This is a genomic window from Domibacillus robiginosus (genome assembly GCF_000966195.1).
Classification (GTDB): Bacteria; Bacillota; Bacilli; order Bacillales; family Domibacillaceae; genus Domibacillus; species Domibacillus robiginosus.
Genome location: NZ_LAHL01000024.1, coordinates 1 through 24896 on the forward strand (window position 1 = coordinate 1; position 24896 = coordinate 24896).

Annotated in this window: 41 protein-coding genes; 1 reads left to right on the plus strand and 40 read right to left on the minus strand. The window is 44.7% G+C overall.

What is annotated here, in order from left to right; genetic code table 11:
- Positions 1-277 precede the first annotated feature (277 nt).
- Entirely contained in the window at positions 278-961 is a 684-nt protein-coding gene (locus VP97_RS13410) for a polysaccharide deacetylase family protein (RefSeq protein ID WP_050182367.1), read from the plus strand.
- 18 nt (positions 962-979) lie between these two features.
- On the opposite strand, the gene VP97_RS13415 is transcribed toward VP97_RS13410, so the two are convergent.
- The 40 genes from VP97_RS13415 to tuf form a co-directional block, all read right to left on the minus strand.
- Positions 980-1582: a KinB-signaling pathway activation protein gene (locus VP97_RS13415; RefSeq protein WP_050182368.1), complete on the minus strand. Its 603-nt coding sequence runs from the start codon at positions 1580-1582 to the stop codon at positions 980-982.
- A gap of 115 nt (positions 1583-1697) precedes the next feature.
- Positions 1698-2759: an Mrp/NBP35 family ATP-binding protein gene (locus VP97_RS13420; RefSeq protein ID WP_050182369.1), complete on the minus strand. Its 1062-nt coding sequence runs from the start codon at positions 2757-2759 to the stop codon at positions 1698-1700.
- Between the two features lie 74 nt (positions 2760-2833).
- The gene (cwlD, locus tag VP97_RS13425; protein WP_050182370.1) at positions 2834-3514 is read right to left on the minus strand and encodes an N-acetylmuramoyl-L-alanine amidase CwlD; all 681 of its coding nucleotides are present in this window, start codon (positions 3512-3514) and stop codon (positions 2834-2836) included.
- Positions 3515-4005: 491 nt separating this feature from the next.
- A complete protein-coding gene (gene rpsI, locus VP97_RS13430) occupies positions 4006-4398 on the minus strand; it encodes a 30S ribosomal protein S9 (RefSeq protein ID WP_045851882.1) in 393 nt (130 codons plus the stop codon).
- Positions 4399-4426: 28 nt separating this feature from the next.
- Complete coding sequence (gene rplM / locus VP97_RS13435) at positions 4427-4864, minus strand: 50S ribosomal protein L13 (RefSeq protein WP_050182371.1); 438 nt, start codon at positions 4862-4864, stop codon at positions 4427-4429.
- Positions 4865-5079: 215 nt separating this feature from the next.
- Positions 5080-5820 carry a tRNA pseudouridine(38-40) synthase TruA gene (truA, locus tag VP97_RS13440; RefSeq protein WP_050182372.1) on the minus strand — a complete coding sequence of 247 codons (741 nt, stop codon included), beginning with the start codon at positions 5818-5820 and terminating at the stop codon, positions 5080-5082.
- Positions 5821-5833: 13 nt separating this feature from the next.
- Positions 5834-6631 (minus strand): energy-coupling factor transporter transmembrane component T family protein, encoded by a 798-nt coding sequence (locus VP97_RS13445; protein ID WP_050182373.1) that lies wholly within the window; start codon positions 6629-6631, stop codon positions 5834-5836.
- Positions 6628-7491, minus strand: a complete 864-nt coding sequence (locus VP97_RS13450) for an energy-coupling factor ABC transporter ATP-binding protein (RefSeq protein WP_050182374.1) — start codon at positions 7489-7491, stop codon at positions 6628-6630. The genes VP97_RS13445 and VP97_RS13450 overlap by 4 nt, the downstream gene beginning before the upstream one ends.
- A complete protein-coding gene (locus VP97_RS13455; protein ID WP_050182375.1) occupies positions 7467-8306 on the minus strand; it encodes an energy-coupling factor ABC transporter ATP-binding protein in 840 nt (279 codons plus the stop codon). The genes VP97_RS13450 and VP97_RS13455 overlap by 25 nt, the downstream gene beginning before the upstream one ends.
- Positions 8307-8684: 378 nt before the next feature.
- Positions 8685-9077: a 50S ribosomal protein L17 gene (gene rplQ, locus VP97_RS13465; RefSeq protein WP_050182377.1), complete on the minus strand. Its 393-nt coding sequence runs from the start codon at positions 9075-9077 to the stop codon at positions 8685-8687.
- A gap of 36 nt (positions 9078-9113) precedes the next feature.
- Positions 9114-10058, minus strand: coding sequence for a DNA-directed RNA polymerase subunit alpha (locus VP97_RS13470; protein ID WP_050182378.1), 945 nt, complete (start codon positions 10056-10058; stop codon positions 9114-9116).
- 151 nt (positions 10059-10209) lie between these two features.
- Positions 10210-10599: a 30S ribosomal protein S11 gene (gene rpsK / locus VP97_RS13475; RefSeq protein ID WP_045851874.1), complete on the minus strand. Its 390-nt coding sequence runs from the start codon at positions 10597-10599 to the stop codon at positions 10210-10212.
- Positions 10600-10624: 25 nt separating this feature from the next.
- Positions 10625-10990: a 30S ribosomal protein S13 gene (rpsM, locus tag VP97_RS13480; protein WP_050182379.1), complete on the minus strand. Its 366-nt coding sequence runs from the start codon at positions 10988-10990 to the stop codon at positions 10625-10627.
- Positions 10991-11013: 23 nt separating this feature from the next.
- The gene (rpmJ, locus tag VP97_RS13485; RefSeq protein WP_000868344.1) at positions 11014-11127 is read right to left on the minus strand and encodes a 50S ribosomal protein L36; all 114 of its coding nucleotides are present in this window, start codon (positions 11125-11127) and stop codon (positions 11014-11016) included.
- A 38-nt stretch (positions 11128-11165) separates the two neighbouring features.
- Positions 11166-11384 carry a translation initiation factor IF-1 gene (gene infA / locus VP97_RS13490; protein WP_018395177.1) on the minus strand — a complete coding sequence of 73 codons (219 nt, stop codon included), beginning with the start codon at positions 11382-11384 and terminating at the stop codon, positions 11166-11168.
- 42 nt (positions 11385-11426) lie between these two features.
- Positions 11427-12173: a type I methionyl aminopeptidase gene (map, locus tag VP97_RS13495; protein WP_050182380.1), complete on the minus strand. Its 747-nt coding sequence runs from the start codon at positions 12171-12173 to the stop codon at positions 11427-11429.
- On the minus strand, positions 12173-12826 hold the full coding sequence (locus VP97_RS13500; RefSeq protein WP_050182381.1) for an adenylate kinase: 654 nt from the start codon (positions 12824-12826) through the stop codon (positions 12173-12175). The genes map and VP97_RS13500 overlap by 1 nt, the downstream gene beginning before the upstream one ends.
- A gap of 56 nt (positions 12827-12882) precedes the next feature.
- Positions 12883-14184: a preprotein translocase subunit SecY gene (gene secY, locus VP97_RS13505; protein WP_050182382.1), complete on the minus strand. Its 1302-nt coding sequence runs from the start codon at positions 14182-14184 to the stop codon at positions 12883-12885.
- The gene (rplO, locus tag VP97_RS13510) at positions 14184-14624 is read right to left on the minus strand and encodes a 50S ribosomal protein L15 (RefSeq protein ID WP_050182383.1); all 441 of its coding nucleotides are present in this window, start codon (positions 14622-14624) and stop codon (positions 14184-14186) included. The genes secY and rplO overlap by 1 nt, the downstream gene beginning before the upstream one ends.
- Positions 14625-14656: 32 nt before the next feature.
- Positions 14657-14839 (minus strand): 50S ribosomal protein L30, encoded by a 183-nt coding sequence (gene rpmD / locus VP97_RS13515; RefSeq protein WP_050182384.1) that lies wholly within the window; start codon positions 14837-14839, stop codon positions 14657-14659.
- Positions 14840-14852: 13 nt separating this feature from the next.
- A complete protein-coding gene (gene rpsE, locus VP97_RS13520; RefSeq protein ID WP_050182385.1) occupies positions 14853-15353 on the minus strand; it encodes a 30S ribosomal protein S5 in 501 nt (166 codons plus the stop codon).
- Between the two features lie 20 nt (positions 15354-15373).
- Positions 15374-15736, minus strand: coding sequence for a 50S ribosomal protein L18 (rplR, locus tag VP97_RS13525; RefSeq protein WP_050182386.1), 363 nt, complete (start codon positions 15734-15736; stop codon positions 15374-15376).
- Positions 15737-15770: 34 nt separating this feature from the next.
- Positions 15771-16307 (minus strand): 50S ribosomal protein L6, encoded by a 537-nt coding sequence (gene rplF / locus VP97_RS13530; RefSeq protein ID WP_050182387.1) that lies wholly within the window; start codon positions 16305-16307, stop codon positions 15771-15773.
- Positions 16308-16335: 28 nt separating this feature from the next.
- Positions 16336-16731 carry a 30S ribosomal protein S8 gene (gene rpsH, locus VP97_RS13535; RefSeq protein WP_046180679.1) on the minus strand — a complete coding sequence of 132 codons (396 nt, stop codon included), beginning with the start codon at positions 16729-16731 and terminating at the stop codon, positions 16336-16338.
- Between the two features lie 30 nt (positions 16732-16761).
- Positions 16762-16947: a 30S ribosomal protein S14 gene (gene rpsN / locus VP97_RS13540; RefSeq protein WP_046176559.1), complete on the minus strand. Its 186-nt coding sequence runs from the start codon at positions 16945-16947 to the stop codon at positions 16762-16764.
- 24 nt (positions 16948-16971) lie between these two features.
- On the minus strand, positions 16972-17511 hold the full coding sequence (gene rplE, locus VP97_RS13545) for a 50S ribosomal protein L5 (RefSeq protein ID WP_050182388.1): 540 nt from the start codon (positions 17509-17511) through the stop codon (positions 16972-16974).
- Between the two features lie 26 nt (positions 17512-17537).
- Entirely contained in the window at positions 17538-17849 is a 312-nt protein-coding gene (gene rplX / locus VP97_RS13550) for a 50S ribosomal protein L24 (protein WP_050182389.1), read from the minus strand.
- A gap of 41 nt (positions 17850-17890) precedes the next feature.
- A complete protein-coding gene (gene rplN, locus VP97_RS13555; RefSeq protein ID WP_018395165.1) occupies positions 17891-18259 on the minus strand; it encodes a 50S ribosomal protein L14 in 369 nt (122 codons plus the stop codon).
- A 46-nt stretch (positions 18260-18305) separates the two neighbouring features.
- Positions 18306-18569, minus strand: coding sequence for a 30S ribosomal protein S17 (gene rpsQ / locus VP97_RS13560; RefSeq protein WP_050182390.1), 264 nt, complete (start codon positions 18567-18569; stop codon positions 18306-18308).
- 19 nt (positions 18570-18588) lie between these two features.
- Positions 18589-18786, minus strand: a complete 198-nt coding sequence (rpmC, locus tag VP97_RS13565; protein ID WP_045851860.1) for a 50S ribosomal protein L29 — start codon at positions 18784-18786, stop codon at positions 18589-18591.
- Positions 18776-19210, minus strand: a complete 435-nt coding sequence (gene rplP, locus VP97_RS13570) for a 50S ribosomal protein L16 (RefSeq protein WP_050182391.1) — start codon at positions 19208-19210, stop codon at positions 18776-18778. The genes rpmC and rplP overlap by 11 nt, the downstream gene beginning before the upstream one ends.
- Before the next feature lies 1 nt (position 19211).
- Positions 19212-19868, minus strand: a complete 657-nt coding sequence (gene rpsC, locus VP97_RS13575) for a 30S ribosomal protein S3 (protein WP_050182392.1) — start codon at positions 19866-19868, stop codon at positions 19212-19214.
- A 3-nt stretch (positions 19869-19871) separates the two neighbouring features.
- Positions 19872-20213: a 50S ribosomal protein L22 gene (rplV, locus tag VP97_RS13580; protein WP_050182393.1), complete on the minus strand. Its 342-nt coding sequence runs from the start codon at positions 20211-20213 to the stop codon at positions 19872-19874.
- A 19-nt stretch (positions 20214-20232) separates the two neighbouring features.
- Complete coding sequence (rpsS, locus tag VP97_RS13585) at positions 20233-20511, minus strand: 30S ribosomal protein S19 (RefSeq protein ID WP_050182394.1); 279 nt, start codon at positions 20509-20511, stop codon at positions 20233-20235.
- 60 nt (positions 20512-20571) lie between these two features.
- Positions 20572-21402 (minus strand): 50S ribosomal protein L2, encoded by an 831-nt coding sequence (rplB, locus tag VP97_RS13590; RefSeq protein ID WP_050182395.1) that lies wholly within the window; start codon positions 21400-21402, stop codon positions 20572-20574.
- 33 nt (positions 21403-21435) lie between these two features.
- Complete coding sequence (gene rplW / locus VP97_RS13595) at positions 21436-21720, minus strand: 50S ribosomal protein L23 (RefSeq protein ID WP_046176550.1); 285 nt, start codon at positions 21718-21720, stop codon at positions 21436-21438.
- On the minus strand, positions 21720-22343 hold the full coding sequence (gene rplD / locus VP97_RS13600) for a 50S ribosomal protein L4 (protein WP_050182396.1): 624 nt from the start codon (positions 22341-22343) through the stop codon (positions 21720-21722). Before rplD ends, rplW begins: the two co-directional genes overlap by 1 nt.
- A gap of 30 nt (positions 22344-22373) precedes the next feature.
- On the minus strand, positions 22374-23006 hold the full coding sequence (rplC, locus tag VP97_RS13605; RefSeq protein ID WP_050182397.1) for a 50S ribosomal protein L3: 633 nt from the start codon (positions 23004-23006) through the stop codon (positions 22374-22376).
- Positions 23007-23040: 34 nt separating this feature from the next.
- Positions 23041-23349 (minus strand): 30S ribosomal protein S10, encoded by a 309-nt coding sequence (gene rpsJ / locus VP97_RS13610; RefSeq protein WP_046176547.1) that lies wholly within the window; start codon positions 23347-23349, stop codon positions 23041-23043.
- A 236-nt stretch (positions 23350-23585) separates the two neighbouring features.
- Positions 23586-24773 (minus strand): elongation factor Tu, encoded by a 1188-nt coding sequence (gene tuf / locus VP97_RS13615; RefSeq protein ID WP_050182398.1) that lies wholly within the window; start codon positions 24771-24773, stop codon positions 23586-23588.
- Positions 24774-24896 lie beyond the last annotated feature (123 nt).

The following is a 24896-nucleotide window of genomic DNA, read 5'->3' on the forward strand; positions in this document are numbered from 1 at the left end:
TTTAATGAAAGATAAAAAATTAAAACGTTGACGTTTTTATTGATTTTGTTCAGTTTTCAATGTTCAATTTGTCGCTCAACAGCAACTTTTATATCATAGCACCCTGTTCACTGTACGTCAACACTTTTTTCAAAATGTTTTCTGTACGTTTGTATCTCGTAACGGGCAAGATTTAATTTACCATGCATACAATCAAAAGGTCAATAGTTTTTCTTCTTTTTTTTATTTTTTTTCATATACTTTGTCAAATCACTTTAAAACGGAGGCTGAAGCCGCGATGCCATGGTTATTTATTCGATCAAAACAGTTGAAATGGGCTGTTCTTTTTCTTTCATCCGTAACCATTTTTTTTGTTATGGTGTCCCCCCCGGCTGAACGGCCAGCTATTTCATTTGCCGGGAAGCCTGCAGCAATTTACAAAGGTGATCAGCACGTTGCTTTGACAGTCAATGTAGACTCTTCTTCGAAAAATACGGCCAAGCTTGTAAATATATTCATCAAACAGAAAGTAACAGCTTCTTTTTTTGTCACCTCAGCCTGGCTAAAAAAACATCCTAAAACAGCCAAACTTTTAGTGGATCGAGCTTTTGATATCGGTGTACTGTTGACAGACGTTTCAGACGACAGGACGGTAGAAAAAGAAATCGCTTCTGTTCAAAAAATATTGCGTACTTACGGGAGAGACTCTGTTCTTTATATACGAGAAGTTGAAGACACTGGAGAACTGCCGACTATGGCCTCCGCTCAAGGTTACCTGCCCATTCAATGGAGCGTAAATTTAGCGGACCGTCCCCCTTCAGATGTTATACGTCACGTTGATAAAGGAGATATTATTCTGCTTAATCCAGAAGAAGATTTGCGTGTAACCAGAAAGTGGCTGTCTCTGTTATTAACAAAAGAAAAAGCCATCAGTTTATCTGAGATGGCCGGCGGGCAAACAAAAATTGATTATATCCCATAAAAGACAGGGAGCACTGCATTACGCTGCTCCCTGTCTTTTATGGTTATATTTTGGAAGCATGAGCAGCTGAAATGCATTGCACGGCAGCAGGGTAAAGAGCATCAAGTACAGCCAGCTTTTTTCATTCGCCTGCAGGACAGGCAGCCATTCAAGTGTCGTAACAACGACCATAAAAAATAAGGCCGCTGTAAATACACTCCGGTTCTTGCCCTTTGCTTTGCTGTAAGCGGTCACAAGACCAACCATGAGAAGGATTGCAGCGAGCAGTAAATATGAGCTGATCGTTTCGCCGCTGCTAAAGGCTTGAAAGCGAAAGTAAACGAGATCAAATAACACTACGGCAATAAGAGCTACTTGGATAAATCCCCAATAAGACCGAAACAGCCCGAGCCCAAATTGGTGAATCGTTAAATACGCAAAAAAACCCATTTGGCTGATGACGCTGAAAGTAAAGCCGACTCCAATGAGCCATGTTAAAACTGATAGAATCTCTCTCCACTCCCCATTTGCAAACAGCGGAGAAAATTCATCCCAGCGGAGAATAAACCCTAAAATACCTGTTACTGCTCCACCAATCAGCAGCGTATGTGTAAAAAAACGGATCCAATTTCGTATACCCACACATAAATCCTCCTGTATATTCTTCTTCTTTAATTGTACCAAGACAAATACCCTTACACCATGAACATTTTTTATTCATCATAAAAAAAGCTTTTGGGCCGAAGCCCAAAAGCTTTTAATTGGATGCAATCTTTTGATCAAGTTTTTGAGCAATCTCCTGATAAATAGCGCCAAGCGGGTGGTCTTCCGCATAAACCGACGGAGCAAAGTCTTCTTCATCCCAGTCCGGTTGCTGCAGCGGCAGACGGCCCAGCACATCAGTCCGCAGCTCGTCAGCGAGCTTGTCCCCGCCGCCGCGTCCAAAAATGTATTCTTTTTCGCCTGTTGTTTTGCTTTCAAAATACGCCATGTTTTCAACGACACCTACTACTTCGTGGTCTGTTTGAAGTGCCATCGCACCAGCACGAGCCGCTACAAAAGCAGCAGTTGGATGTGGTGTTGTCACAATGACTTCTTTACAACGAGGCAGAATCGTATGTACATCAAGTGCTACATCCCCTGTACCAGGAGGAAGATCTAAAAGCAGGTAGTCCAGATCGCCCCATTCTACTTCCGAAAAGAAATTGTTCAGCATTTTTCCAAGCATTGGGCCACGCCAGATAACCGGCGCATTATCATCTACGAAAAAGCCCATGGAAATCACTTTAACACCAAAGCGATCAACCGGAAAAATCTTTTCACCGCGTACGACCGGGCGTGTTGTAATCCCCATCATATCGGGCACACTGAACCCATAAATGTCGGCATCAACCAGTCCGACTTTTTTGCCAAGACGCGCAAGGGCCACAGCCAGGTTCACCGACACCGTTGATTTCCCTACTCCGCCTTTTCCACTTGCAATCGCCAGGAAGGTTGTTTCACTGTTAGGAGAAAGAAGTCCTTCATCCTTTTCCGCCGCATCGGCTCCACGAAATTTAGCAATGGTTTCTTCAGGAAGTTCCTTAAACCGAATACCCACCGTTTCAACGCCCGCTTCTTTCAAAGAATTCACAATACGCATTTGCAGCTGAAGCTGTTCGGGTGTGCCTGTTTGTGCGATAGCAATTTTCACACTGACATGGTTTTTTTCTTCTTTGATTGATACCTCTTCAAGACCACCTGTTTCAGAAAGCTGTTTATGTAAAAAAGGGTCTTCAAGGGTATTAATGATGTCACGCACTTGCGTTTCTGTAATCATAAGGGCACCATCCTTCGCCTATATTATTCTCATTATTCAGTATAGCATACTCTACTAGGAATGTTAGAAAACGGTTACTGCTGGTCTACATAACGTAAAATACCCCGGGAAATAGCAGCCGCTGTTTTTTCCTGATAACTTTCGCTTTCTAAAAGCCGGCGTTCAGCAGGATTTGAGAGAAAGCCAATTTCCACAAGTGCACCAGGGACCTTTGCTTCTTTTAAAATAAATACATGGCCAATCTCGGCCGGCTGCCGGTCTGTATTCCCAAGGTTGCCGACCAGTTCTTTTTGAATCGATACGGCGATCTGCTTGTTTTCGGGTATGTGGGGCGAGTAAAAAGTCTGCGCACCCCGCCATTGCTCAGCTGGAATCGCATTTAAATGGACACTGACAAACAAATCGACTCCCGATTCATTGATCAACTGTTTTCTTTTTCGTAAATCCTCGGTTTTTCGGGTGCGGACACTTTTCGTATCTTCTGCGGCTAAATCTTTATCTTTTTCACGGGTCATGAGAACAACGGCCCCTTGTCCATTTAAATACTCGCGCAGCTTTTCCGAAACAGCCAGGGCGATATCTTTTTCAAGTGCCGGCTCGTTTCCCGCACCGCCGTCCATTCCTCCATGCCCTGGATCAATCATAATCGTCATGCCGGTAAGCGGAGGACGCCAATCATTAAACACCGGCTTTACCCCTTGGTATAAAAAAGCAGCTGCTGCTGCGAGCATCAGAACGAAAACAAGCTTTTTCATCGCTTCTCCCCCCTGTCACGATCACTATATGAAAAAAACTCCGTGCACATGAAAAAATCCTTTCTCCAAATGAAAGAAAGAACGGTTAATAAGCAAAGCATGCCTTTAGCCAGAGAAGGAAGAACAGGGCTTAAGGGAAGGCGAAGGAAGCTTCCATTTACAATTAAATTTTTTTCAACTGTTAACGTACCTTCCAGGGTCCCCGATGTATCTGAGTGAAGAAATTGGGTAGAGTCGAGACCACCCAATGTGCTGCCAGCCTCTCCGCTTTCTCATCGTTTCATTGTCGTTTACTGTACAAAAGAATGATAAGCTGTCATAGATTTTATATACGGCGACTTACGGGCTGGGATGCCTGATAGACGGCTTGGAAAGCAAGCCAGCAGCAACTGCCAAAAGTATATTGTGCTCTGAACTTTGGTCAAAAGCTCTTTTTAAGCACAAAAAAGACTCCCAACCAAAATGGTTGAGAGCCTTCCAAACGCCAAAAATTAACGTTTTGAGAACTGAGGTGCGCGACGAGCGCCTTTAAGACCGTATTTTTTACGTTCTTTCGCACGTGCATCACGTGTAAGGTAGCCAGCACGTTTTAGTGTTGGACGGAATTCTGGATCAGCTTGCAGAAGAGCACGCGCGATACCATGACGGATCGCTCCCGCTTGTCCTGTGTAGCCGCCTCCGTTTACATTTACGTGTACATCGTAGCTGTTTACTGTTTCAGTCGCAACAAGCGGCTGGTTGATCACAGTGCGCAGCGCTTCGAATGGAATATAATCTTCAGCAGTACGGCCGTTGATGATGATTTTACCCTCGCCTGGTACGAGGCGTACGCGAGCTACTGAACTTTTACGGCGTCCTGTGCCTAAGTATTGAACTTGTGACAATGTCATTTCCTCCTTTTAGTTAAATAAATTATCCGCGAAGTTCGTAAACTTCTGGTTGTTGTGCTTCGTGTTTGTGTTCTGCTCCAGCGTAAACGTGAAGTTTCTTGAACATTTGACGACCTAAAGAACCTTTTGGAAGCATGCCTTTAATTGCAAGCTCAAGCATTCTTTCAGGGTTTTTATCACGCATTTGACCTGCAGTAGTTGATTTTAAACCACCTGGATACATGCTGTGACGGTAGTAGATTTTCCCTTGAAGTTTGTTACCTGTTAATTCGATTTTAGACGCGTTGATGATGATTACGTTGTCGCCTGTGTCAATGTGTGGTGTGAAAGTTGGTTTATGTTTGCCGCGCAAAATAGATGCTACTTCGCTTGAAAGACGGCCCAATGTTTTGCCTTCAGCATCGATTACGAACCATTTACGCTCGATTTCGCCTGCTTTCGCCATATAAGTCGTACGCATTATTTACCCTCCTGATTTGTTTGTATTTTACGGTTCCATGTATTTATATCACGAATAAGTTTCCGGGGCTTATCGTGGGGTCAAATAACATACCATATGCTATAATATACCGCTTGTTATTCATTGTCAAGAAAAAATGCAACACTTGGTGAAGTTGTCACGAAAAGAATTTAAAATACAGCTTTTTGAGGACGCTCAGATTGGTAGAAACCCCGTTATTGATAATCAACACGCCATAGATACAAGCCTTCTGCAGGAGCCGTCTGAGCGGCACAATTGCGGTCTCTTGCTGCTAGAATATGAGCGACCTCATCAGGCTCCAGACGCCCGTTTCCGACCTTTATAAGGGTTCCTGTCATGATCCGCACCATGTTATATAAAAAGCCGGTACCCGCAAAGCGGATTTCCAGGTCGTCACCCTGCTCTAAAAATGAAATATCTGTGACAGTTCGCACTTTATTTTCTTTATCCGTTTTCGTCGAGCAAAAAGAAGTAAAATCATGCTCTCCCAGCAGATGGACAGCCGCTCGCTTCATTCGTTCAACGTCCAGTGGATATGGATAATGATAGGCATGCACCGTGCGAAACGGATCCCGATACGGTGTCCGGTAAATACGGTAGCGGTACTCTTTGCCTGTAACCGAGTAACGGGCATGAAAGGACTCCGGAACTTCCTCGGTCCGCTTAACGGATATGTCACTTGGTAGTTCTCCATTTAAGGCACGTGCCCATCGCTCGGCCGGCATCCCTATTGGCGTATCAAAGTGAACGATTTGCCCCATTGCATGCACGCCGGCATCAGTGCGGCCTGATGCGTGCGTTTTTATCGGTACTTTTTTATGGATCTTCCAAAGTGCCCGCTCTAACTCCTGCTGCACAGTCCGATCCTTCGGCTGTGACTGGTAGCCAGAAAAGCGCGAGCCGTCATACATTAACTCACATTTAATTCGCTTCACGCTCATTCCTCCATCAGCTTCTCAGCCCGAATAAAGCAGCGGCAAGTGCCACAAGAACGAGCAGCGCAGCCGTATCCCGACCATGCCAGGCAAGCACGCGGTATTTTGTGCGCCCTTCCCCGCCGCGGTACCCCCGCGCTTCCATCGCTACTGCCAGCTCCTCCGCTCGCTTAAAGGCACTTACAAACAGAGGGATTAAAAGCGGGATAACCGCTTTGATCCGGCTTGTAAGGGACCCGCTTGTAAAATCAGCACCCCGCGCCATTTGCGCTTTCATAATTTTATCCGTTTCATCCAATAGAGTCGGGATGAAACGCAAAGAGATCGACATCATTAACGCAAGCTCATGAACCGGGACCTTCACCCTTTTTAAGGGGCCAAAAAGCGATTCAATGCCGTCTGTTACCGATATAGGAGGTGTTGTCAGCGTGAGCAGTGACGTCACGAAGATAAGCAAAAGGAAGCGCAGGGAAATAAAAGCGCCTTTTATAACCCCGCCTTTGTAGATGCTTAAGAACCCAAGCTGAGCCAGCACCTCTCCCTCTTTTGTGAAAAACACATGCAATAGAAATGTAAATAGAATAAGCCAAATGACCGGCTTTAATCCAGTCATTAAAAACTGAATCTTTATATTTGATAGCACAATAACGAAAAGTGTAAAAACGCCGAGTAAGGCGTACGTAAGCACATTATTGGCCAAAAACACAACAAAAACAAAACCGAAAATAAATAAAAGCTTTGCACGCGGATCCATGCGATGTACAACGGAATTCAGCGGCAAATAGCGTCCCAAAATAATTTTTTCCATCATGAGCGTTCACCTTGAAGCCGTGCTATTTCTTGGGCCAATTCTTCGGGTGTTAAACAAAGCTGACGAAGCGGCTGTCCCAGCTTTTCTTCAAACAAACGCTGCATCCGCACCGTTTCCGGCACGTCAAGCCCAAGGGCCGTCAAACTGGCACGATCATGAAAAAGGTCACGTGGCGTTCCTCTTTTCGCCACTCTGCCCTTATGCATCACCACAATCCGATCTGCGTAACGAGCCGCATCTTCCATGCTGTGCGTAACGAGCACACAGGTCAGGCCATTTTCCTTTTTAAGAGACGCAAACAGCTCCATCACCTCTCGGCGGCCTCGAGGATCCAGCCCTGCGGTCGGTTCATCTAATACAAGCACATCAGGCTTCATGGCGAGCACCCCCGCGATTGCTACCCGGCGCATTTGCCCTCCTGACAGGTCAAAAGGAGAGCGCTCCAGGACAGAGGGAGGAAGTCCAACGAGACGAACGGCTTCGCGCGCACGCTGTCTGGCTTCTTCTTCAGACATGCCAAAATTCATGGGACCAAAACAAATATCCTTCTCTACTGTTTCTTCAAACAGCTGATGCTCTGGAAATTGAAATACAATGCCGACACGACGGCGGATTTCTTTTAAATTCTTTTCCTTCCGGCCGGCCGCAATAGTCCGGCTGCCAATCTCTATCTCGCCTTGTAGCGGCTTCAACAGCACATTTAAATGCTGAAGCACTGTCGACTTCCCAGAGCCGGTGTGACCGATTAAAGCCACATACTCACCGGAGGGGACATGAAAGGTTACATCTGTGATCGCAAGACGCTCAAATGGCGTGCCCGCTGCATAACGGTACTCTACTTCTTGAAATTTAATGTCCATACGTCTTTCACCAGCTCTTCTTCCGTAAAATGGCGCTGTGACAGAATAAGCCCCTCATCTGCGAGCAGCTGGCTCATCCGAACCGGAAATGGGACATCAAGACCCAATGTGAGCAATTCTTGATCCAGTTGGAAAATAGCCTGTGGAGATCCTTCTGTGTATACGCTGCCTTGATTCAATACGACGACCCGGTCTGCTTTTGCCGCTTCTTCCAGATCATGTGTAATAGAGATAACCGTCAATCCTTCTTCATCCTTGATACTACGAATCGTGTTCATTACTTCATCTCGTCCGGCAGGATCAAGCATGGAGGTGGCTTCGTCCAGCAAAATAATGTCCGGTCGCAGCGCAATTACACTGGCAATCGCTACCCGCTGTTTTTGACCGCCGGAAAGATGGTGTGGCTCTTGATTCAGAAAAGCGGTCATGCCGACTTTTTCGAGCGCTTCCTGGACACGTTCTTTCATTTCCTTTTGTTCGACACCGTTATTTTCTAACCCAAAAGCCACATCATCCTGCACAGTCGTGCCGACAAACTGGTTATCCGGATTTTGAAATACCATTCCGAGCTTTTCCCGAATCGCCCATACATTTTCTTCTGAAAGAGCCAGTCCGCTGATTGTGACGGTTCCTTCCTTCGGATAGTGAAGGCCGTTCAGCATTTTGGCAAGTGTGGACTTTCCCGATCCATTATGTCCAACAATGGCCAGCCATTCACCACGCTGTACATGGAGAGAGACATGTTGAAGGGCGAAAGCAGTTTGATCCGGATACTGGAATGACACATCGTCAATCGAGATAATGGAATCTTTCATGCTGGTACCTCCTCATTTCGGCAAAATAAAAAAAGCCCGCACCCCGAGCCGAAGAAAAAAGTTCTTCTTGCTGCTTTAAGCAGCGTGGCAGGGGGTGCATGAGCTAGACGGGACGCACGTGAAGCGTTTGAAAAGGTACGCCCATCGTAACGCTCTAAGCTTGTTCATAGAAAGGTATTATGGAGATGATGATCAAACAAAAAGTAAAAGCAAAGAATACGGTTTCGTGGTCCGCAACACTTTTACCCTTCATCTGCCGCAGACTCCAAGAGCAATTGGAACTGGACATTCCAAAAACTGTCACTTTCTTAAAGTATAAAAAAAGGGCAAAACAAAGCAACGTTCGTTTTGTTCTGCCCATTTCACGGTTTTATTGGCTTAAACTAGCTCAATAATTACCATTGGTGCGCCATCGCCGCGGCGTGGACCGACTTTCATAATACGAGTGTAGCCACCTTGACGCTCTGTGTAGCGTGGTGCTACATCATCAAATAATTTCTGAAGTGCGTAAACTGGCTGTTCTTTCGTTTTGCCTTTTTTCTCTACTTCTACAGTAGAAGCTACTTCGTGACGAAGGAATGCTGCAGCCTGACGGCGGGCATGCAAGTCACCACGTTTACCGAGTGTAATCATTTTTTCTACAACTGAGCGCAATTCTTTTGCACGTGCTTCAGTCGTTTCAATGCGTTCGCTGATGATAAGATCTGTTGTCAAATCACGAAGCATCGCTTTGCGCTGAGCGCTTGTACGTCCTAGCTTTCTGTAAGCCATGAAGATACCCTCCTTTATTGATGTCGTTTATTTAATTCAATCTTCTTTTCGTAAGCCGAGCCCAAGCTCGTCCAGCTTCGCTTTTACTTCTTCAAGTGATTTACGGCCAAGGTTGCGGACTTTCATCATATCGTCCTCGCTCTTGTTCGCAAGTTCTTGAACAGTGTTAATACCAGCGCGCTTCAAGCAGTTGTAAGAACGAACAGACAGGTCAAGTTCTTCGATCGTCATCTCAAGGACTTTTTCTTTCTGGTCTTCTTCTTTTTCTACCATAATTTCCGCATGCTGTGCTTCGTCTGTTAATCCTACGAAAATGTTAAGATGTTCATTTAAAATTTTCGCCCCTAAAGAAATCGCTTCTTTTGGTCCGATGCTGCCATCTGTCCAAACGTCCAATGACAACTTATCAAAGTTTGAAAGCTGACCAACACGTGTGTTTTCCACCTGGAAATTCACGCGTGATACAGGTGTGTAGATGGAGTCGATCGCAATGACGCCGATTGGATGATCTTCTTTTTTGTTGTGATCAGCCCGGTTGTACCCTCTTCCACGTTGTGCCGTCAAACGCATACGGAAATTGGCATTTTCGCCTAATGTCGCAATATGCAGATCCGGATTTAAAATTTCCACATCGCTGTCGTGAGTAATGTCGGCAGCCGTTACGGTTCCTGGACCTTGAACATCAATTTCAAGCGTTTTTTCCTCATCCGAGTAAATTTTAAGCGCAAGTTTTTTAATGTTCAAAATGATCGACGTAACATCTTCTACGACGCCTTCAATTGTTGAGAATTCGTGCAGTACGCCATCGATCTGAATGGCCGTCACTGCGGCACCCGGAAGTGAAGATAATAAAATACGACGCAAGGAGTTCCCTAGAGTAGTACCATATCCGCGTTCAAGTGGTTCCACAACGAACTTTCCAAACGTAGCATCACCGCTGATCTCAACCGTTTCAATTTTTGGCTTTTCAATTTCGATCATTCCATTTTCCCTCCTTGAATACGTCGAAATTCCGGCAACCCGAAATTTCCATGTTTACCATTCCCGATTGTACAAAGTAAGTGGTCAATTCCTGAATCAAAACAGTCAATTTTCCATTATAACCGGAATAGTTCTCCTTTATGCAGGAAGATTAAACACGACGACGTTTTGGAGGACGGCAGCCATTGTGAGGTACTGGAGTTACGTCTTTGATTGCTGTAACTTCTAGACCTGCTGCTTGAAGCGCACGAATAGCTGCTTCACGGCCTGAACCTGGACCTTTTACTGTTACTTCAAGAGTTTTCATACCATGTTCGATTGATGCTTTTGCAGCTGTTTCAGCAGCCATTTGAGCAGCAAACGGAGTGGATTTACGTGATCCTCTGAAACCAAGGGCACCTGCACTTGACCAAGATAGAGCGTTACCGTGAACGTCTGTAATAGTGACAATTGTGTTATTGAACGTTGAGCGGATGTGAGCAATACCAGATTCGATATTCTTTTTCACACGACGCTTACGAGTTTGTTGTTTACGAGCCATGTTCTAATTCTGCCTCCTTTACCAATTATTTTTTCTTGTTAGCTACAGTTTTACGCGGGCCTTTGCGAGTACGCGCGTTGTTTTTTGTGTTCTGTCCGCGAACTGGAAGACCACGACGGTGACGGATACCACGGAATGAACCGATTTCCATCAAACGTTTGATGTTAAGAGAGACTTCACGACGAAGGTCACCCTCTACTTTTAAGCGGTCAACGATATCACGGATTTTGTTTAGTTCATCTTCCGTTAAGTCGCGTACGCGCGTTTCTTGAGAAACACCTGCTTCTTCAAGAATTTGCTCAGCAGTTGGTCTGCCAATACCGAAAATATAAGTTAATGAGATAACTACACGCTTGTCGCGTGGAATATCAACACCTGCTACACGTGCCATAAAATGTGCACCTCCCTTTAATATTAGCCTTGTTTTTGTTTATGCTTAGGGTTTTCACAAATAACCATAACTTTGCCGCGTCTGCGAATAACTTTACACTTCTCACAGATTGGCTTAACTGATGGTCTTACTTTCATTTCTCCAACCTCCTTCATAGTCCGGAGCGCCATATATGTTATTTGTAACGGTACGTGATCCGTCCGCGTGTTAAATCATACGGTGAAAGTTCTACTGTTACTTTATCACCAGGCAAGATACGGATAAAATGCATACGGATTTTGCCTGAAACGTGCGCTAAAATAGTATGCCCATTTTCCAATTCTACCTTAAACATGGCATTTGGCAAAGTTTCAGTGACTGTACCTTCAATTTCAATTACATCGTCTTTCGCCATTTGTTTCATCTCCCTTCACTTTTCATCCGATTGGCAGCTGCCTCAAGCTTTCGTTAAAATCTCAAAGCCTGTTTCGGTAATCGCAATTGTATGTTCAAAATGAGCACACATTTTTCCATCCTGTGTAACGACAGTCCAATTATCCTCAAGTGTTTTTACGTAACGATGACCGGCATTGACCATCGGTTCGATCGCAAGCACCATACCAGGTTTCAGTACCGGTCCCCTCCCTGGCGGACCATAATGGGGGATTTGCGGAGCCTCGTGGAGGTCCTGCCCGACACCGTGCCCAACATACTCACGAACGATTGAAAAGCCATTCGATTCCACATACGTTTGAATCGCATGGGAGATGTTTGAAAGACGTTCACCCGGTTTCGCTTCATTGAGTCCGATGTAAAGCGATTCCTCTGTTACGTCGAGAAGCTTCTCCGTCTCAGGTGCAATCCGGCCAACAGCATATGTCCAAGCCGAGTCGCCATGATACCCCTTATAATAAGCACCAATATCAATGCTGATAATGTCGCCTTCTTTTAAAACACGGCTGCCTGGAATTCCATGCACCAGCTCTTCATTCACTGAAGCGCAAATGCTGCCCGAAAAACCATTATACCCTTTAAAAGAAGGTGTTGCATCCATACTTCGAATGAATTTTTCCGCAACAGCATCCAGCTCCATCGTACTTATACCGGGAGAGATATGGTTTTGCAGTTCCTGATGTGTAAGCGCGACAATACGCCCCGCTTCTTTCATAATCTCCAGTTCACGAGGGGTTTTACAAATGATCATTAGTTACGAAGACCTTTTAGGAGTTCATCAATGTTTTCGAAAACAACATTGATATCCTGCTGGCCGTTAATGTTCTTTAAATAGCCTTTTTCGCTGTAGAAAGCAAGCAATGGTGCTGTTTGCTTTACATTTACGTCAAGGCGGTTCTGAACCGTTTCTGCATTGTCATCAGCACGCTGATACAATTCTCCACCGCAGCGGTCGCATGTATCTTCCTTTGCAGGCGGATTGAATTCCAAATGATACGTCGCACCGCAAGTTTTGCAAATGCGTCGGCCAGTTAAGCGCGCCATCAAAATATCTTGATCTACTTCAACATTGATGACGTAATCAATTTTACGGTTTAAGCCGAATAAAATGTCTTCAAGTGCTTCTGCCTGCGCTACTGTCCGAGGAAAGCCATCTAGTAAGAAGCCTTTTTCGCAGTCCGCTTTTGCCAAGCGCTCGTTAACAATCCCAATCGTTACCTCATCAGGAACGAGCTCGCCTTTATCCATAAATGATTTTGCTTTTAAGCCTAGTTCCGTTTCATCTTTCATTGCAGCACGGAACATGTCCCCTGTTGAAATGTGCGGCACACCGTACTTTTCAACAATTTTTTCTGCCTGGGTCCCTTTACCGGCACCCGGCAATCCCATTAACACGAGATTCATTGATATACCCCCTCAATCTAATCGAGGTGAAGTGAATCACACACTCTTCACCGTGCTTACTTCATAAAGCCCTTGTAATGGCGCTTCACAAGTTGTGCTTCAAGCTGCTTCATTGTTTCAAGTGCCACACCGACGACGATCAAAAGACTAGTACCGCCGATTTGCGCCGCTGGTGGAAGACCCGCGAATTTAATGAAGAAAACAGGCAGCACAGCAACGGCTGAAAGGAAAATTGCACCGACAAAAGTCAGACGGTAAAGCACATTTGTCAAATAATCCTGTGTGTTCTTCCCTGGGCGAATGCCCGGAATATATCCACCCTGTTTTTTCAAGTTGTCAGCAACTTGTTCAGGGTTTACTTGAATGAAAGCATAGAAATACGTAAATGCCACAATCAATGCAACATAGATAGCCATGCCGATTGGTTGCTGATAGTCAAAGACGTTTTGAATCGTAGACGTCACATCGTTTGATCCAAAAAACGAAGCGATCGTTTGCGGTGTCATCAAAAATGAAATCGCAAAGATAACCGGGATAACACCCGCAGCGTTTACTTTGAGTGGAAGATGAGTCGACTGACCACCAACCGGTGTCATGCCGCCACCCGTTCCAACACGTTTCGCATATTGAATCGGAATTTTCCGCAGCGCCTGCTGGAAATAAATAACTCCGACAATAATCGCCAATACCGCAAGCAGAATCAAAAGAAGTACAACAATACGCAGGAAGAGCTGATCGCCCGCACCTTCAATTTGCTGTGCGTAAATTTGGTTTACTGCTCCTGGAATGGCCGCCACAATTCCGGCGAAAATGATAACCGAGATTCCGTTGCCGACCCCTTTAGCAGTGATTTGCTCACCAAGCCACATAAGGAAAGCAGTTCCCGCTGTCAGCACCAATGCAATAAGCAAATAGCCGCCAACGCTGCTGTTTTCGACAAGTAATCCTCCATATAGACGGTTAAATCCATATGACATCCCAAAACCTTGAATGAGGCCGAGCACAATTGTGAAGTAACGGGTAAACTGAGTCAGTTTGCGCCGTCCAACGTCACCCTGCTTCGACCATTCAGTAAATTTAGGCACAACATCCATTTGCAAAAGCTGCACAATAATAGATGCTGTAATGTAAGGCATAATCCCCATTGCGAGAATCGAGAAGTTTTGGAGCGCTCCTCCGCCAAACGTATTAAGGAATCCAATCAGTCCAGCCTGCTCCTGCATGCGGAGGACATCCGCATTAACATAGGGAACAGGAATAAATGTACCGATACGGAACACGATTAACATAAGGAGGGTGAATATAATTTTGTTTCTTATATCACCCACACGCATAAAATTGGAGATTGTGCGAAACATTAGATCACCTCAATCTTACCGCCAGCCGCTTCAATTGCTTCTTTAGCAGCAGCAGAGAATTTGTGCGCTTTTACTGAAAGCTTTTTCTCTACGTTGCCGTTCGCAAGAATTTTAATTCCTGCTTTTTCGCTTTTCACAATGCCGCTTTCGATAAGAAGTTCAGGTGTAACCTCTGTTCCTTCTTCGAAACGATTCAATGTATCGATGTTCACAACTGCATAGTCTTTACGGTTTACGTTTGTAAAGCCGCGTTTTGGAAGACGACGGAATAAAGGAGTTTGTCCACCTTCAAATCCAAGACGGACACCACCGCCTGAACGTGCGTTTTGACCTTTATGACCTTTACCTGCCGTTTTACCGTTACCAGAACCTGTACCGCGACCTACACGGTTACGCTCTTTGCGAGATCCTGCAGCTGGTTTCAATTCATGAAGTTTCATGCTCTTGCACCTCCTTGTTCTATAAAATCAAATTATTTTTCTGTAACAGTCACAAGATGAGACACTTTGTTGATCATACCGCGAATTGCCGGGTTGTCATTTTGTTCAACCGTTTGATGCATTTTGCGAAGACCAAGTGCCTTAACAGTATCGCGCTGATCTTGTGTACGACCGATCAGGCTGCGAGTGAGGGTAATTTGTAATTTTTCAGCCATTATGATTCCCTCCTTATCCTAACAGTTCTTCTACAGATTTGCCGCGAAGTTTTGCTACTTCTTCAGCTGTTTTCAAGTCTTTAAGACCTGCAATTGTAGCGCGAACCATGTTGATTGGTGTGTTTGAACCAAGTGATTTGGAGAGGATATCACCAACACCAGCAAGTTCAAGTACCGCACGGACAGGTCCACCAGCGATAACTCCAGTACCTTCAGAAGCAGGTTTTAATAGAACTGAACCCGCACCGAATTGACCGATTACCTGGTGTGGCAAAGTTGTGCCGACCATTGGTACGAATACTAGGTTTTTCTTCGCATCTTCAATTGCTTTACGGATTGCGTCTGGAACTTCTTGAGCTTTACCAGTTCCAAAACCGACATTACCATTTTTATCGCCAACGACAACCAGTGCAGTAAAGCGGAAACGACGTCCACCTTTTACAACTTTCGCAACACGGTTGACCGTTACTACGCGTTCTTCAAGTTCAAGTTTGTTTGGATCAATGCGACGCATTAAATGTGTCCCTCCTTTTATTAGAATTGTAGGCCGTTTTCACGAGCAGCGTCAGCCAAAGCTTTTACGCGGCCATGATAAAGGTAGCCCCCACGGTCGAATACAACAGCAGCGACACCTTGTTCAGTTGCGCGTTTAGCGAGCAATTCGCCAACCTTCGCAGCAGCTTCAAGGTTGCCTGTTGATTCAAGACCGAAATCTTTTTCAATAGTTGAAGCACTTGCAAGTGTAACACCATTTGCATCATCAATCAATTGAGCGTAAAGGTGCTTGTTTGAACGGAATACGTTCAAGCGAGGACGCGCAGCTGTACCAGCGATTTTCGCACGTACACGGGCATGGCGTCTTTTACGCGTTTTATTCTTATCAGCTTTTGTGATCATCCCGAGGTCACTCCTTTCTGATGCCTATGCGGCATTATTTACCTGTTTTACCTTCTTTGCGGCGAACCTGTTCACCTTCGTAACGGATACCTTTGCCTTTGTACGGCTCAGGAGGACGAACTTGGCGGATGTTAGCAGCAATAGCACCAACGCGCTCTTTGTCGATCCCTTTAATGCTGATTTTTGTATTTGCAGGAACTTCGATCTCGATGCCGTTTTCAGCTTCGAATTCTACTGGGTGAGAGTAACCAACGCTTAATACAAGCTTCGTTCCTTGTTTTTGAGCACGGTAACCGACACCAACCAACTCAAGGTTGCGTTCGAACCCTTTTGATACGCCTTCTACCATATTGGCAAGAAGTGCACGAGTTGTTCCGTGGATTGTACGGTGTTCTTTAGATTCTGAAGGACGAACAACTGTTAGGTTGCTGCCGTCTACTTCGATTGTTAAATCTTTGTTGAACTGACGAGTCAATTCTCCCTTAGGACCTTTGACAGTCACTTCATTGTTGTTGTTTGTAATCGTTACGCCTTCTGGAAGCTCGATTACTTTTTTACCTACGCGTGACATAGTCGCACCTCCATTCTTTAAAAGATTATTACCAAACGTACGCGAGTACTTCGCCGCCTACTTGTTTAGCGCGGGCTTCTTTATCAGTCACTACACCAGTAGATGTAGAAAGAATTGCAATACCAAGACCGTTAAGTACACGAGGTACCTCATCAGCTTTCGCGTAAACGCGAAGACCTGGTTTAGAAATACGCTTCAAGCCTGTGATTACACGCTCGTTGCCACTGTATTTCAAGAAAATACGGATAACACCTTGTTTGTCGTCTTCGATGAACTCAACGTCACGGACGAATCCTTCACGTTTCAAGATTTCAGCGATTTCGCGTTTAATTTTGGAAGCAGGTACTTCCAGTTTTTCGTGACGAACCATGTTCGCATTACGGATGCGAGTCAGCAAGTCAGCAATCGGATCAGTCATAACCATTTATATTTACCTCCTTCCGGAATCAGTGTATTACCAGCTGGCTTTTTTAACGCCAGGAATTTGACCTTTATAAGCTAGTTCACGGAAACAAATACGGCAAAGTTTAAATTTGCGGTATACAGAGTGTGGACGTCCGCAGCGTTCGCAACGTGTGTACTCTTGTACTTTAAACTTTTGTGTGCGCTTTTGTTTCGCAATCATTGATTTTTTAGCCACGTTTTCGCCTCCCTTATATAGCGATTACTTTTGGAACGGCATTCCAATTTGTGTTAACAATTCACGAGCTTCTTCGTCCGTGTTGGCAGTAGTGACGATAACAATGTCCATGCCGCGTACTTTTGATACTTTATCGTAATCAATCTCAGGGAAGATCAACTGTTCTTTTACACCAAGTGTGTAGTTACCGCGACCGTCGAACGCTTTTTTAGAAACGCCACGGAAGTCACGTACACGTGGAAGTGATACAGAAACAAGTTTATCAAGGAATTCGTACATGCGCTCGCCGCGAAGAGTTACTTTCGCACCGATTGGCATACCTTCACGAAGACGGAATCCCGCGATTGAATTTTTTGCTTTTGTGACCATTGGCTTTTGGCCAGTGATTTGAGTCAATTCTTCCACAGCAGTATCAAGTACTTTTGCGTTTTGAACAGCTTCACCGACACCCATGTTCACGACGATTTTTTCAATTTTCGGCACCTGCATAACAGAGCTGTAATTGAACTTGCTCACAAGAGCAGGAGTAATTTCTTTAAGGTATTTTTCTTTAAGGCGGTTCACTTAGAATACCTCCCTTCTTGAACTTTTTATTTATCTAGAGTTTCACCGGATTTTTTTGCTACGCGGACTTTCTTGCCGTCCACTTCTTTGTAACCTACACGAGTAGGTTCGTTTGTTTTCGGATCCAACAGCATAACGTTGGATACGTGAATAGCTGCTTCCTGGCTTAGGATGCCGCCCTGCGGATTTAATTGTGAAGGTTTCGCGTGTTTTTTCACGATGTTGATTCCTTCAACAAGTACACGGTCTTTTTTAGGGAAAGCTGCAAGAACAACGCCTGTTTTGCCTTTGTCTTTACCTGTGATGACCATGACTTTATCGCCTTTTTTCACGTGCATGTTGCGCACCTCCTTGATGGGCCTTTTATTTATTCGTTCAATTAGATTACTTCCGGAGCTAGGGAAACAATCTTCATGAAATTGCTGTCGCGAAGTTCGCGGGCAACCGGGCCGAAAATACGTGTGCCACGTGGGCTCTTGTCGTCACGAATGATAACGCACGCGTTTTCGTCGAAGCGGATGTATGAACCGTCATTACGGCGAACGCCGCGTTTCGTACGAACGATAACCGCTTTTACCACTTCACCTTTTTTGACAACGCCACCTGGTGTTGCTTGTTTTACTGTACATACGATTACATCACCGACGTTAGCTGTTTTGCGGCCTGAACCACCGAGGACTTTAATCGTTAATACTTCACGCGCACCAGAGTTGTCAGCTACTTTTAAACGTGATTCTTGCTGGATCATTTAGGTTACCTCCTTTCGGACTTTAACATCTATCCGAACAATTAAATTAGATGATGACTGCTTTTTCCACTACTTCTAGAAGGCGGAAACGTTTTGTTGCAGAAAGCGGGCGAGTTTCCATGATGCGTACTACGTCACCGATTTTTGCTTCGTTGTTCTCATCATGAGCTTTAAATTTCTTAGAGTACTTTACGCGTTTGCCGTAAAGCTTGTGTGTTTTGTATGTTTCAACAAGAACCGTTACTGTTTTATCCATTTTGTCAGAAACAACACGGCCTGTGTAAACTTTGCGCTGATTGCGTTCGCTCATCGTGCAAACCTCCTTTCAATTATCGATTATCAATTTCCCGTTGACGAATCACGGTTTTCATGCGGGCGATTGCTTTACGTACTTCACGAATACGGGCAGTATTCTCAAGCTGTCCCGTCGCCAATTGAAAGCGAAGGTTGAAAAGTTCTTCTTTGAGCGACTTTACTTGTTGTTCAATTTCAGCAGTGGTAAGTTCACGGATTTCATTAGCTTTCATTTGATTCACCACCAATTTCTTCGCGTTTTACGATTTTGCATTTCACTGGAAGCTTATGAGCTGCCAGACGAAGTGCTTCACGTGCTACTTCCTCAGAAACGCCGGCAATTTCAAACATGATCTTGCCTGGTTTTACAACCGCTACCCAGCCTTCAGGAGCACCTTTACCGGAACCCATCCGTACTTCAAGAGGTTTTTTCGTATATGGTTTGTGAGGGAAAATTTTAATCCAAACTTTACCGCCACGTTTCATGTAACGAGTCATCGCAATACGAGCAGATTCGATTTGACGGTTTGTGATCCATGAAGCTTCTGTTGCTTGAAGACCGTATTCACCAAATGCTACTTCTGTTCCGCCTTTTGCTTGACCACGCATTTTGCCGCGGTGTACACGACGATATTTAACGCGTTTTGGCAACAACATATTATTTGCCTCCTTCCTGAGTTTTCTTCTTCGCAGGAAGAACCTCTCCACGGTAGATCCATACTTTTACGCCAAGTTTGCCGTAAGTTGTGTCTGCTTCAACATGTGCATAGTCGATGTCAGCACGAAGAGTATGAAGTGGAACTGTTCCTTCGCTGTAATGTTCAGCACGGGCAATATCTGCTCCGCCAAGACGTCCTGAAACCTGTGTTTTGATTCCTTTTGCACCAGAACGGATTGTCCGTTGGATAGCCTGCTTTTGAGCACGACGGAATGATACACGGTTTTCAAGTTGACGAGCGATGTTTTCCGCTACTAGTTTTGCATCAAGGTCAGCGCGTTTCACTTCAACGATGTTAATGTGAACACGTTTGCCTGTTAGTTCGTTCAAAGCTTTACGAAGTGCTTCTACTTCAGAACCACCTTTACCGATAACCATACCTGGTTTTGCAGTATGAACAGTGATGTTCACGCGGTTTGCAGCACGTTCGATTTCAACACGGGATAGAGAAGCATCTTTAAGACGCTCTTCGATGTATCCGCGCACTTTCAAATCTTCGTGAAGAAGATTAGCGTAGTCTTTTTCAGCGTACCATTTAGAATCCCAGTCGCGAATGATCCCGACCCGTAGTCCATGAGGATGTACTTTTTGACCCACGAATTATCCCTCCTTTTTTTCTGCCACGACGATTGTGATGTGGCTTGTGCGTTTGTTAATTGCGCTTGCACGTCCCATTGCGCGTGGACGGAAACGTTTCAATGTTGGTCCTTCGTTTACGAATGCTTGAGTAACAACAAGTTTGTTTACATCAAGATCGTAGTTGTGCTCTGCATTAGCGATCGCAGAGTTTAAAAGTTTTTCAATTACAGGAGATGACGTTTTTGGCGTATGCTTCAAGATCGCCACCGCTTCTCCAACTTGCTTGCCTCGAATCAAGTCAATTACTAGACGTGCTTTACGAGGAGCAATGCGGACTGTTCTTAAGACAGCTTTAGCTTCCATTGGAATATCCTCCTCTCAATTAACGTCTTGTTTTCTTATCGTCAGCAACGTGTCCTTTGTACGTACGCGTTGGCGCGAATTCACCAAGTTTGTGTCCAACCATATCTTCAGTTACATATACAGGTACGTGTTTGCGACCATCGTACACTGCGATTGTGTGTCCGATGAATTGCGGGAAAATTGTAGAACGACGTGACCAAGTTTTAACAACTTGCTTTTTCTCCGTTTCGTTCAATGCTTCAACTTTCTTGAATAAATGATCATCAACAAAAGGTCCTTTTTTCAAGCTACGGCCCATTTGTGTACCTCCCTTCGTGATTGATCTACGGTTCGCTTTTGGAACCGTAGGACAATTACGTTATTTTTTACGACGACGAACGATAAATTTATCGGATTTGTTAACTTTTTTGCGTGTTTTGTAACCAAGAGCCGGTTTGCCCCATGGTGTAACAGGACCTTTACGTCCGATTGGAGCGCGTCCTTCACCACCACCGTGTGGATGGTCGTTAGGGTTCATTACAGAACCGCGAACTGTAGGTTTTTTACCTAACCAGCGAGAACGGCCTGCTTTACCGATGTTTACAAGTTCATGCTGCTCGTTACCAACCTGGCCGATTGTCGCGCGGCATGTTGCAAGAATCATGCGCACTTCGCCAGAGTTTAAGCGTACAAGAACATATTTACCTTCTTTACCAAGTACTTGAGCTGAAGTACCAGCAGAACGAACCAACTGTCCGCCTTTTCCTGGTTTCAATTCAATGTTGTGGATAACTGTACCGACTGGGATATTAACAAGTGGAAGTGCGTTTCCTACTTTAATATCTGCTTCCGGTCCGGACATGATTTCCATTCCAACTTGGATGTTTTTTGGAGCTAGGATGTAGCGTTTTTCTCCGTCAACGTAGTGCACGAGTGCGATGTTAGCCGAACGGTTTGGATCGTATTCGATTGTAGCAACGCGGCCTGGAATGCCATCTTTATCGCGTTTGAAATCGATAATACGGTATTGGCGTTTATGACCGCCGCCTTTATGACGAACAGTGATTTTACCTTGGTTGTTACGGCCGCCTTTCTTTTTCAAAGGCTCGAGCAATGATTTCTCCGGCGTGCTTGTTGTAATCTCAGCAAAGTCAAGAGTTGTCATATTACGACGACCGTTTGTGGTCGGTTTGTACTTTTTAATCGCCATTTCGTGTCCCTCCTCTTCTATTTTATACGTTTATTAAGCTTCGAAAAGTTCGATTTCTTTGCTATCTTGCGTTAATGTTACGATTGCTTTGCGGCGTTTGTTTGTGTAGCCAGCATGACGTCCCATACGCTTGAATTTACCTTTGTAGTTCATAACGTTAACGTTTTTCACTTTAACGCCGAAGATCTCTTCAACAGCAGTCTTCACTTGCGTTTTGTTCGCGCGTACGTCCACTTCAAAAGTATACTTTTTATCAGCCATTACAGCCATTGATTGTTCAGTAATAACGGGGCGCTTAATCACATCGCGTGCATCCATTATGCAAGCACCTCCTCTACTTTTTCAACCGCTGCTTTTGTCATGATAAGCTTCTCATGGCCAAGCAGGTCGAGGATGTTGATGCCAGAAGCTTCAACCACTGTTACACCAGGGATGTTGCGTGCTGACAATGCAACGAATTCGTTTACTGTATCTGTTACGATCAATGCTTTTGAGTCAACAGATAAGTTTTTAAGTACTGCTGTAAATTCTTTTGTTTTTGGTGCTTCGAATGACAAAGCGTCCAATACTAGAATGTTTTGCTCTTGTACTTTTGAAGAAAGAGCAGATTTCAATGCAAGACGGCGTACTTTCTTCGGCAGCTTGTAGCTGTAGCTACGTGGAGTTGGTCCGAATACTGTACCACCACCGCGCCATTGAGGTGAACGGATAGAACCTTGACGCGCACGTCCAGTTCCTTTTTGGCGCCATGGTTTACGGCCGCCACCGCGTACTTCAGAACGCGTTTTTACTTTGTGGTTACCCTGGCGTAATGACGCGCGCTGCATCACAACTGCTTCGAATACCACATGTTCGTTTGGTTCGATTCCGAATACTGCATCGTTTAGTTCGATATCGCCGACTTCAGAACCAGTTTGGTTTAATACTTTAACTTTAGCCATTTCTGTTTCCTCCTTTCCTGTAAAAGTTGATTACTTTGCTTTAACCGCCGTTTTAACCTGAATTAAGGCTTTTTTGGATCCTGGAACGTTTCCTTTAATAAGAAGAACGTTGCGCTCAGCGTCCACTTTGACGATTTGAAGGTTTTGTACTGTTACTTGCTCTCCACCCATACGGCCAGGGAGAAGTTTGTTTTTAAATACGCGGTTTGGCGCTACAGGTCCCATTGAACCTGGACGACGGTGGTAGCGGGAACCGTGAGACATAGGGCCGCGGCTTTGTCCGTGACGCTTAATTGCACCCTGGAAGCCTTTCCCTTTAGAGATTCCTGTTACGTCTACGACGTCACCTTCTGCAAAAATATCAACTTTGACTTCTTGACCAATTTCAAGATCGCTGTCGATGTTACGGAACTCACGAATGAAGCGCTTAGGAGCGATGCCTTCGCCTGCTTTTTTCACGTGTCCAAGAGCTGGTTTGTTTGCAAGCTTTTCGCGCTTGTCTTCAAAACCTAGCTGAACGCTTGAGTAACCGTCGTTTTCGACTGTTTTCTTTTGAAGTACAACGTTTGGTGCTGCTTCGATTACTGTTACAGGGATAAGTTCACCATTTTCAGCAAACACTTGCGTCATACCTACTTTTCTTCCTAAGATTCCTTTGGTCATGAGTCACACCTCCTGATTAATTGTTATTTATTTATTAAAGTTTAATTTCAATGTCAACGCCTGACGGCAAGTCTAAACGCATCAATGAATCAACTGTTTTTGGAGTTGGGTTCACGATATCGATTAAACGTTTATGTGTACGCATCTCAAACTGCTCACGAGAATCTTTGTACTTGTGAACCGCACGAAGAATCGTGTAAACAGATTTCTCAGTTGGAAGCGGGATCGGACCGGATACATTTGCACCAGAACGTTTAGCTGTCTCAACGATTTTTTCTGCTGATTGATCTAGAATACGATGATCATATGCTTTCAAACGAATACGAATTTTTTGTTTTGCCATTATTTTCCCTCCTTTATCGCCTATTTAGCTAATAGACATACTCCGCGAAAATTTTTCCCTGACATCACCGCCATGGCAAAGCGGCCGGGTGTGTCAGCAACCTTCCGCATCAACGCTGTCAAAAACCAACATTGATTATTATACATGCATTCTCTGAGGAATGCAACAGTAGATCGAAAAAAAATACAAAGAAAAACAGCCCGGCCGAAACCGAGCTGTTTTCGGTGAAAATATAATTATTTTTGGATTGTTGCTACAACGCCAGCGCCTACTGTACGGCCGCCTTCACGGATTGAGAATTTAGTACCTTCTTCAATCGCGATTGGAGCAATCAATTCTACTGACATTTCTACGTTGTCACCAGGCATAACCATTTCTACGCCTTCAGGAAGGTTGCAGATACCAGTTACGTCAGTTGTACGGAAGTAGAACTGTGGGCGGTAGTTTGTGAAGAATGGAGTGTGACGTCCACCCTCTTCTTTAGAAAGAACATAAACTTCCGCTTTGAAAGTTGTGTGTGGTGTGATTGAACCTGGTTTAGCCAATACTTGACCACGTTGGATTTCTTCACGAGCTACACCACGAAGAAGTGCACCGATGTTGTCGCCAGCTTCAGCATAGTCAAGAAGCTTACGGAACATTTCAACACCTGTTACAGTTGTTGATTTTGGCTCTTCAGTCAAACCGATGATTTCGATTACGTCACCGACTTTGATTTGTCCACGCTCAACGCGGCCAGTTGCTACTGTACCACGGCCAGTGATTGAGAAAACATCCTCAACAGGCATCATGAATGGTTTGTCAGTGTCACGTGTTGGAGTTGGGATGTACTCATCTACTGCAGACATAAGCTCATGGATTTTTTCTTCCCATGCAGCATCGCCTTCAAGTGCTTTAAGAGCAGAACCTTTGATAACAGGGATGTCATCGCCAGGGAACTCATATTCAGAAAGAAGATCGCGAACTTCCATTTCAACTAGCTCAAGAAGCTCTTCGTCATCTACCATGTCACATTTGTTCATGAATACAACTAGGTAAGGTACACCTACTTGACGAGAAAGAAGGATGTGCTCACGAGTTTGTGGCATTGGACCGTCAGCAGCAGATACCACTAGGATACCGCCGTCCATTTGTGCTGCACCAGTGATCATGTTTTTAACATAGTCAGCGTGTCCAGGGCAGTCAACGTGTGCATAGTGACGGCTTTCAGTTTCGTACTCAACGTGTGCAGTTGAGATTGTGATACCGCGCTCGCGCTCTTCTGGAGCACCATCGATTTGATCGTATGCACGTGCTTCTGCACCACCTGATTTTGCAAGAACAGTTGTGATTGCAGCTGTTAGAGTTGTTTTACCATGGTCAACGTGGCCAATTGTACCAATGTTAACGTGTGGTTTTGAACGGTCGAATTTTGCTTTTGCCATTAGGAAGTTCCTCCTCAAATTATAGAGATAAGTATTAGTTATATTAGGCTCCCTGCAGAAAATTGTCATTTCCCGCAGGAAGAGAAAGCTTACAATAGTATTTATACTTGATTAGGAAGTATA

Bases quoted from the DNA above. Each gene is read 5' to 3' on its own strand.
- secY (WP_050182382.1), bottom strand. From the start codon at position 14,184: ATGTTTCGCACAATCTCCAATTTTATGCGTGTGGGTGATATAAGAAAC.
- VP97_RS13470 (WP_050182378.1), bottom strand. From the start codon at position 10,058: ATGATCGAAATTGAAAAGCCAAAAATTGAAACGGTTGAGATCAGCGGT.
- map (WP_050182380.1), bottom strand. From the start codon at position 12,173: ATGATCATTTGTAAAACCCCTCGTGAACTGGAGATTATGAAAGAAGCG.
- cwlD (WP_050182370.1), bottom strand. From the start codon at position 3,514: ATGAAAAAGCTTGTTTTCGTTCTGATGCTCGCAGCAGCAGCTGCTTTT.
- rplM (WP_050182371.1), bottom strand. From the start codon at position 4,864: ATGCGTACGACTTATATGGCGAAAGCAGGCGAAATCGAGCGTAAATGG.
- rplD (WP_050182396.1), bottom strand. From the start codon at position 22,343: ATGGCTAAAGTTAAAGTATTAAACCAAACTGGTTCTGAAGTCGGCGAT.
- rplR (WP_050182386.1), bottom strand. From the start codon at position 15,736: ATGATCACAAAAGCTGATAAGAATAAAACGCGTAAAAGACGCCATGCC.
- tuf (WP_050182398.1), bottom strand. From the start codon at position 24,773: ATGGCAAAAGCAAAATTCGACCGTTCAAAACCACACGTTAACATTGGT.
- rplN (WP_018395165.1), bottom strand. From the start codon at position 18,259: ATGATCCAGCAAGAATCACGTTTAAAAGTAGCTGACAACTCTGGTGCG.
- VP97_RS13455 (WP_050182375.1), bottom strand. From the start codon at position 8,306: ATGAAAGATTCCATTATCTCGATTGACGATGTGTCATTCCAGTATCCG.
- rpmC (WP_045851860.1), bottom strand. From the start codon at position 18,786: ATGAAAGCTAATGAAATCCGTGAACTTACCACTGCTGAAATTGAACAA.
- VP97_RS13420 (WP_050182369.1), bottom strand. From the start codon at position 2,759: ATGATTACAGAAACGCAAGTGCGTGACATCATTAATACCCTTGAAGAC.
- rpmJ (WP_000868344.1), bottom strand. From the start codon at position 11,127: ATGAAAGTAAGACCATCAGTTAAGCCAATCTGTGAGAAGTGTAAAGTT.
- rplB (WP_050182395.1), bottom strand. From the start codon at position 21,402: ATGGCGATTAAAAAGTACAAACCGACCACAAACGGTCGTCGTAATATG.
- rpsS (WP_050182394.1), bottom strand. From the start codon at position 20,511: ATGGGCCGTAGCTTGAAAAAAGGACCTTTTGTTGATGATCATTTATTC.
- VP97_RS13500 (WP_050182381.1), bottom strand. From the start codon at position 12,826: ATGAATCTCGTGTTAATGGGATTGCCGGGTGCCGGTAAAGGGACCCAG.
- VP97_RS13450 (WP_050182374.1), bottom strand. From the start codon at position 7,491: ATGGACATTAAATTTCAAGAAGTAGAGTACCGTTATGCAGCGGGCACG.
- rplW (WP_046176550.1), bottom strand. From the start codon at position 21,720: ATGGATGCACGCGATGTGATTAAGCGCCCCGTTATTACTGAACAATCA.
- rpsK (WP_045851874.1), bottom strand. From the start codon at position 10,599: ATGGCTCGTAAACAACAAACTCGTAAGCGTCGTGTGAAAAAGAATATC.
- rplX (WP_050182389.1), bottom strand. From the start codon at position 17,849: ATGCACGTGAAAAAAGGCGATAAAGTCATGGTCATCACAGGTAAAGAC.
- rpsQ (WP_050182390.1), bottom strand. From the start codon at position 18,569: ATGAGCGAACGCAATCAGCGCAAAGTTTACACAGGCCGTGTTGTTTCT.
- rplO (WP_050182383.1), bottom strand. From the start codon at position 14,624: ATGAAACTTCATGAATTGAAACCAGCTGCAGGATCTCGCAAAGAGCGT.
- rpsH (WP_046180679.1), bottom strand. From the start codon at position 16,731: ATGGTTATGACTGATCCGATTGCTGACTTGCTGACTCGCATCCGTAAT.
- rpmD (WP_050182384.1), bottom strand. From the start codon at position 14,839: ATGGCTGAAAAATTACAAATTACCCTCACTCGCAGCCTGATCGGTCGT.
- rpsJ (WP_046176547.1), bottom strand. From the start codon at position 23,349: ATGGCAAAACAAAAAATTCGTATTCGTTTGAAAGCATATGATCATCGT.
- rpsM (WP_050182379.1), bottom strand. From the start codon at position 10,990: ATGGCACGTGTAGCAGGTGTTGATATTCCACGCGACAAGCGTGTAGTT.
- rplP (WP_050182391.1), bottom strand. From the start codon at position 19,210: ATGTTGTTGCCAAAACGCGTTAAATATCGTCGTGTACACCGCGGCAAA.
- rplQ (WP_050182377.1), bottom strand. From the start codon at position 9,077: ATGGCTTACAGAAAGCTAGGACGTACAAGCGCTCAGCGCAAAGCGATG.
- infA (WP_018395177.1), bottom strand. From the start codon at position 11,384: ATGGCGAAAGACGATGTAATTGAAATTGAAGGTACAGTCACTGAAACT.
- rpsE (WP_050182385.1), bottom strand. From the start codon at position 15,353: ATGCGTCGCATTGATCCAAACAAACTTGAACTTGAAGAACGCGTAGTA.
- VP97_RS13410 (WP_050182367.1), top strand. From the start codon at position 278: ATGCCATGGTTATTTATTCGATCAAAACAGTTGAAATGGGCTGTTCTT.
- rplV (WP_050182393.1), bottom strand. From the start codon at position 20,213: ATGGAAGCTAAAGCTGTCTTAAGAACAGTCCGCATTGCTCCTCGTAAA.
- rplF (WP_050182387.1), bottom strand. From the start codon at position 16,307: ATGTCACGCGTAGGTAAAAAAGTAATCGAGCTTCCAGAAGGCGTAACG.
- VP97_RS13445 (WP_050182373.1), bottom strand. From the start codon at position 6,631: ATGATGGAAAAAATTATTTTGGGACGCTATTTGCCGCTGAATTCCGTT.
- rplC (WP_050182397.1), bottom strand. From the start codon at position 23,006: ATGACCAAAGGAATCTTAGGAAGAAAAGTAGGTATGACGCAAGTGTTT.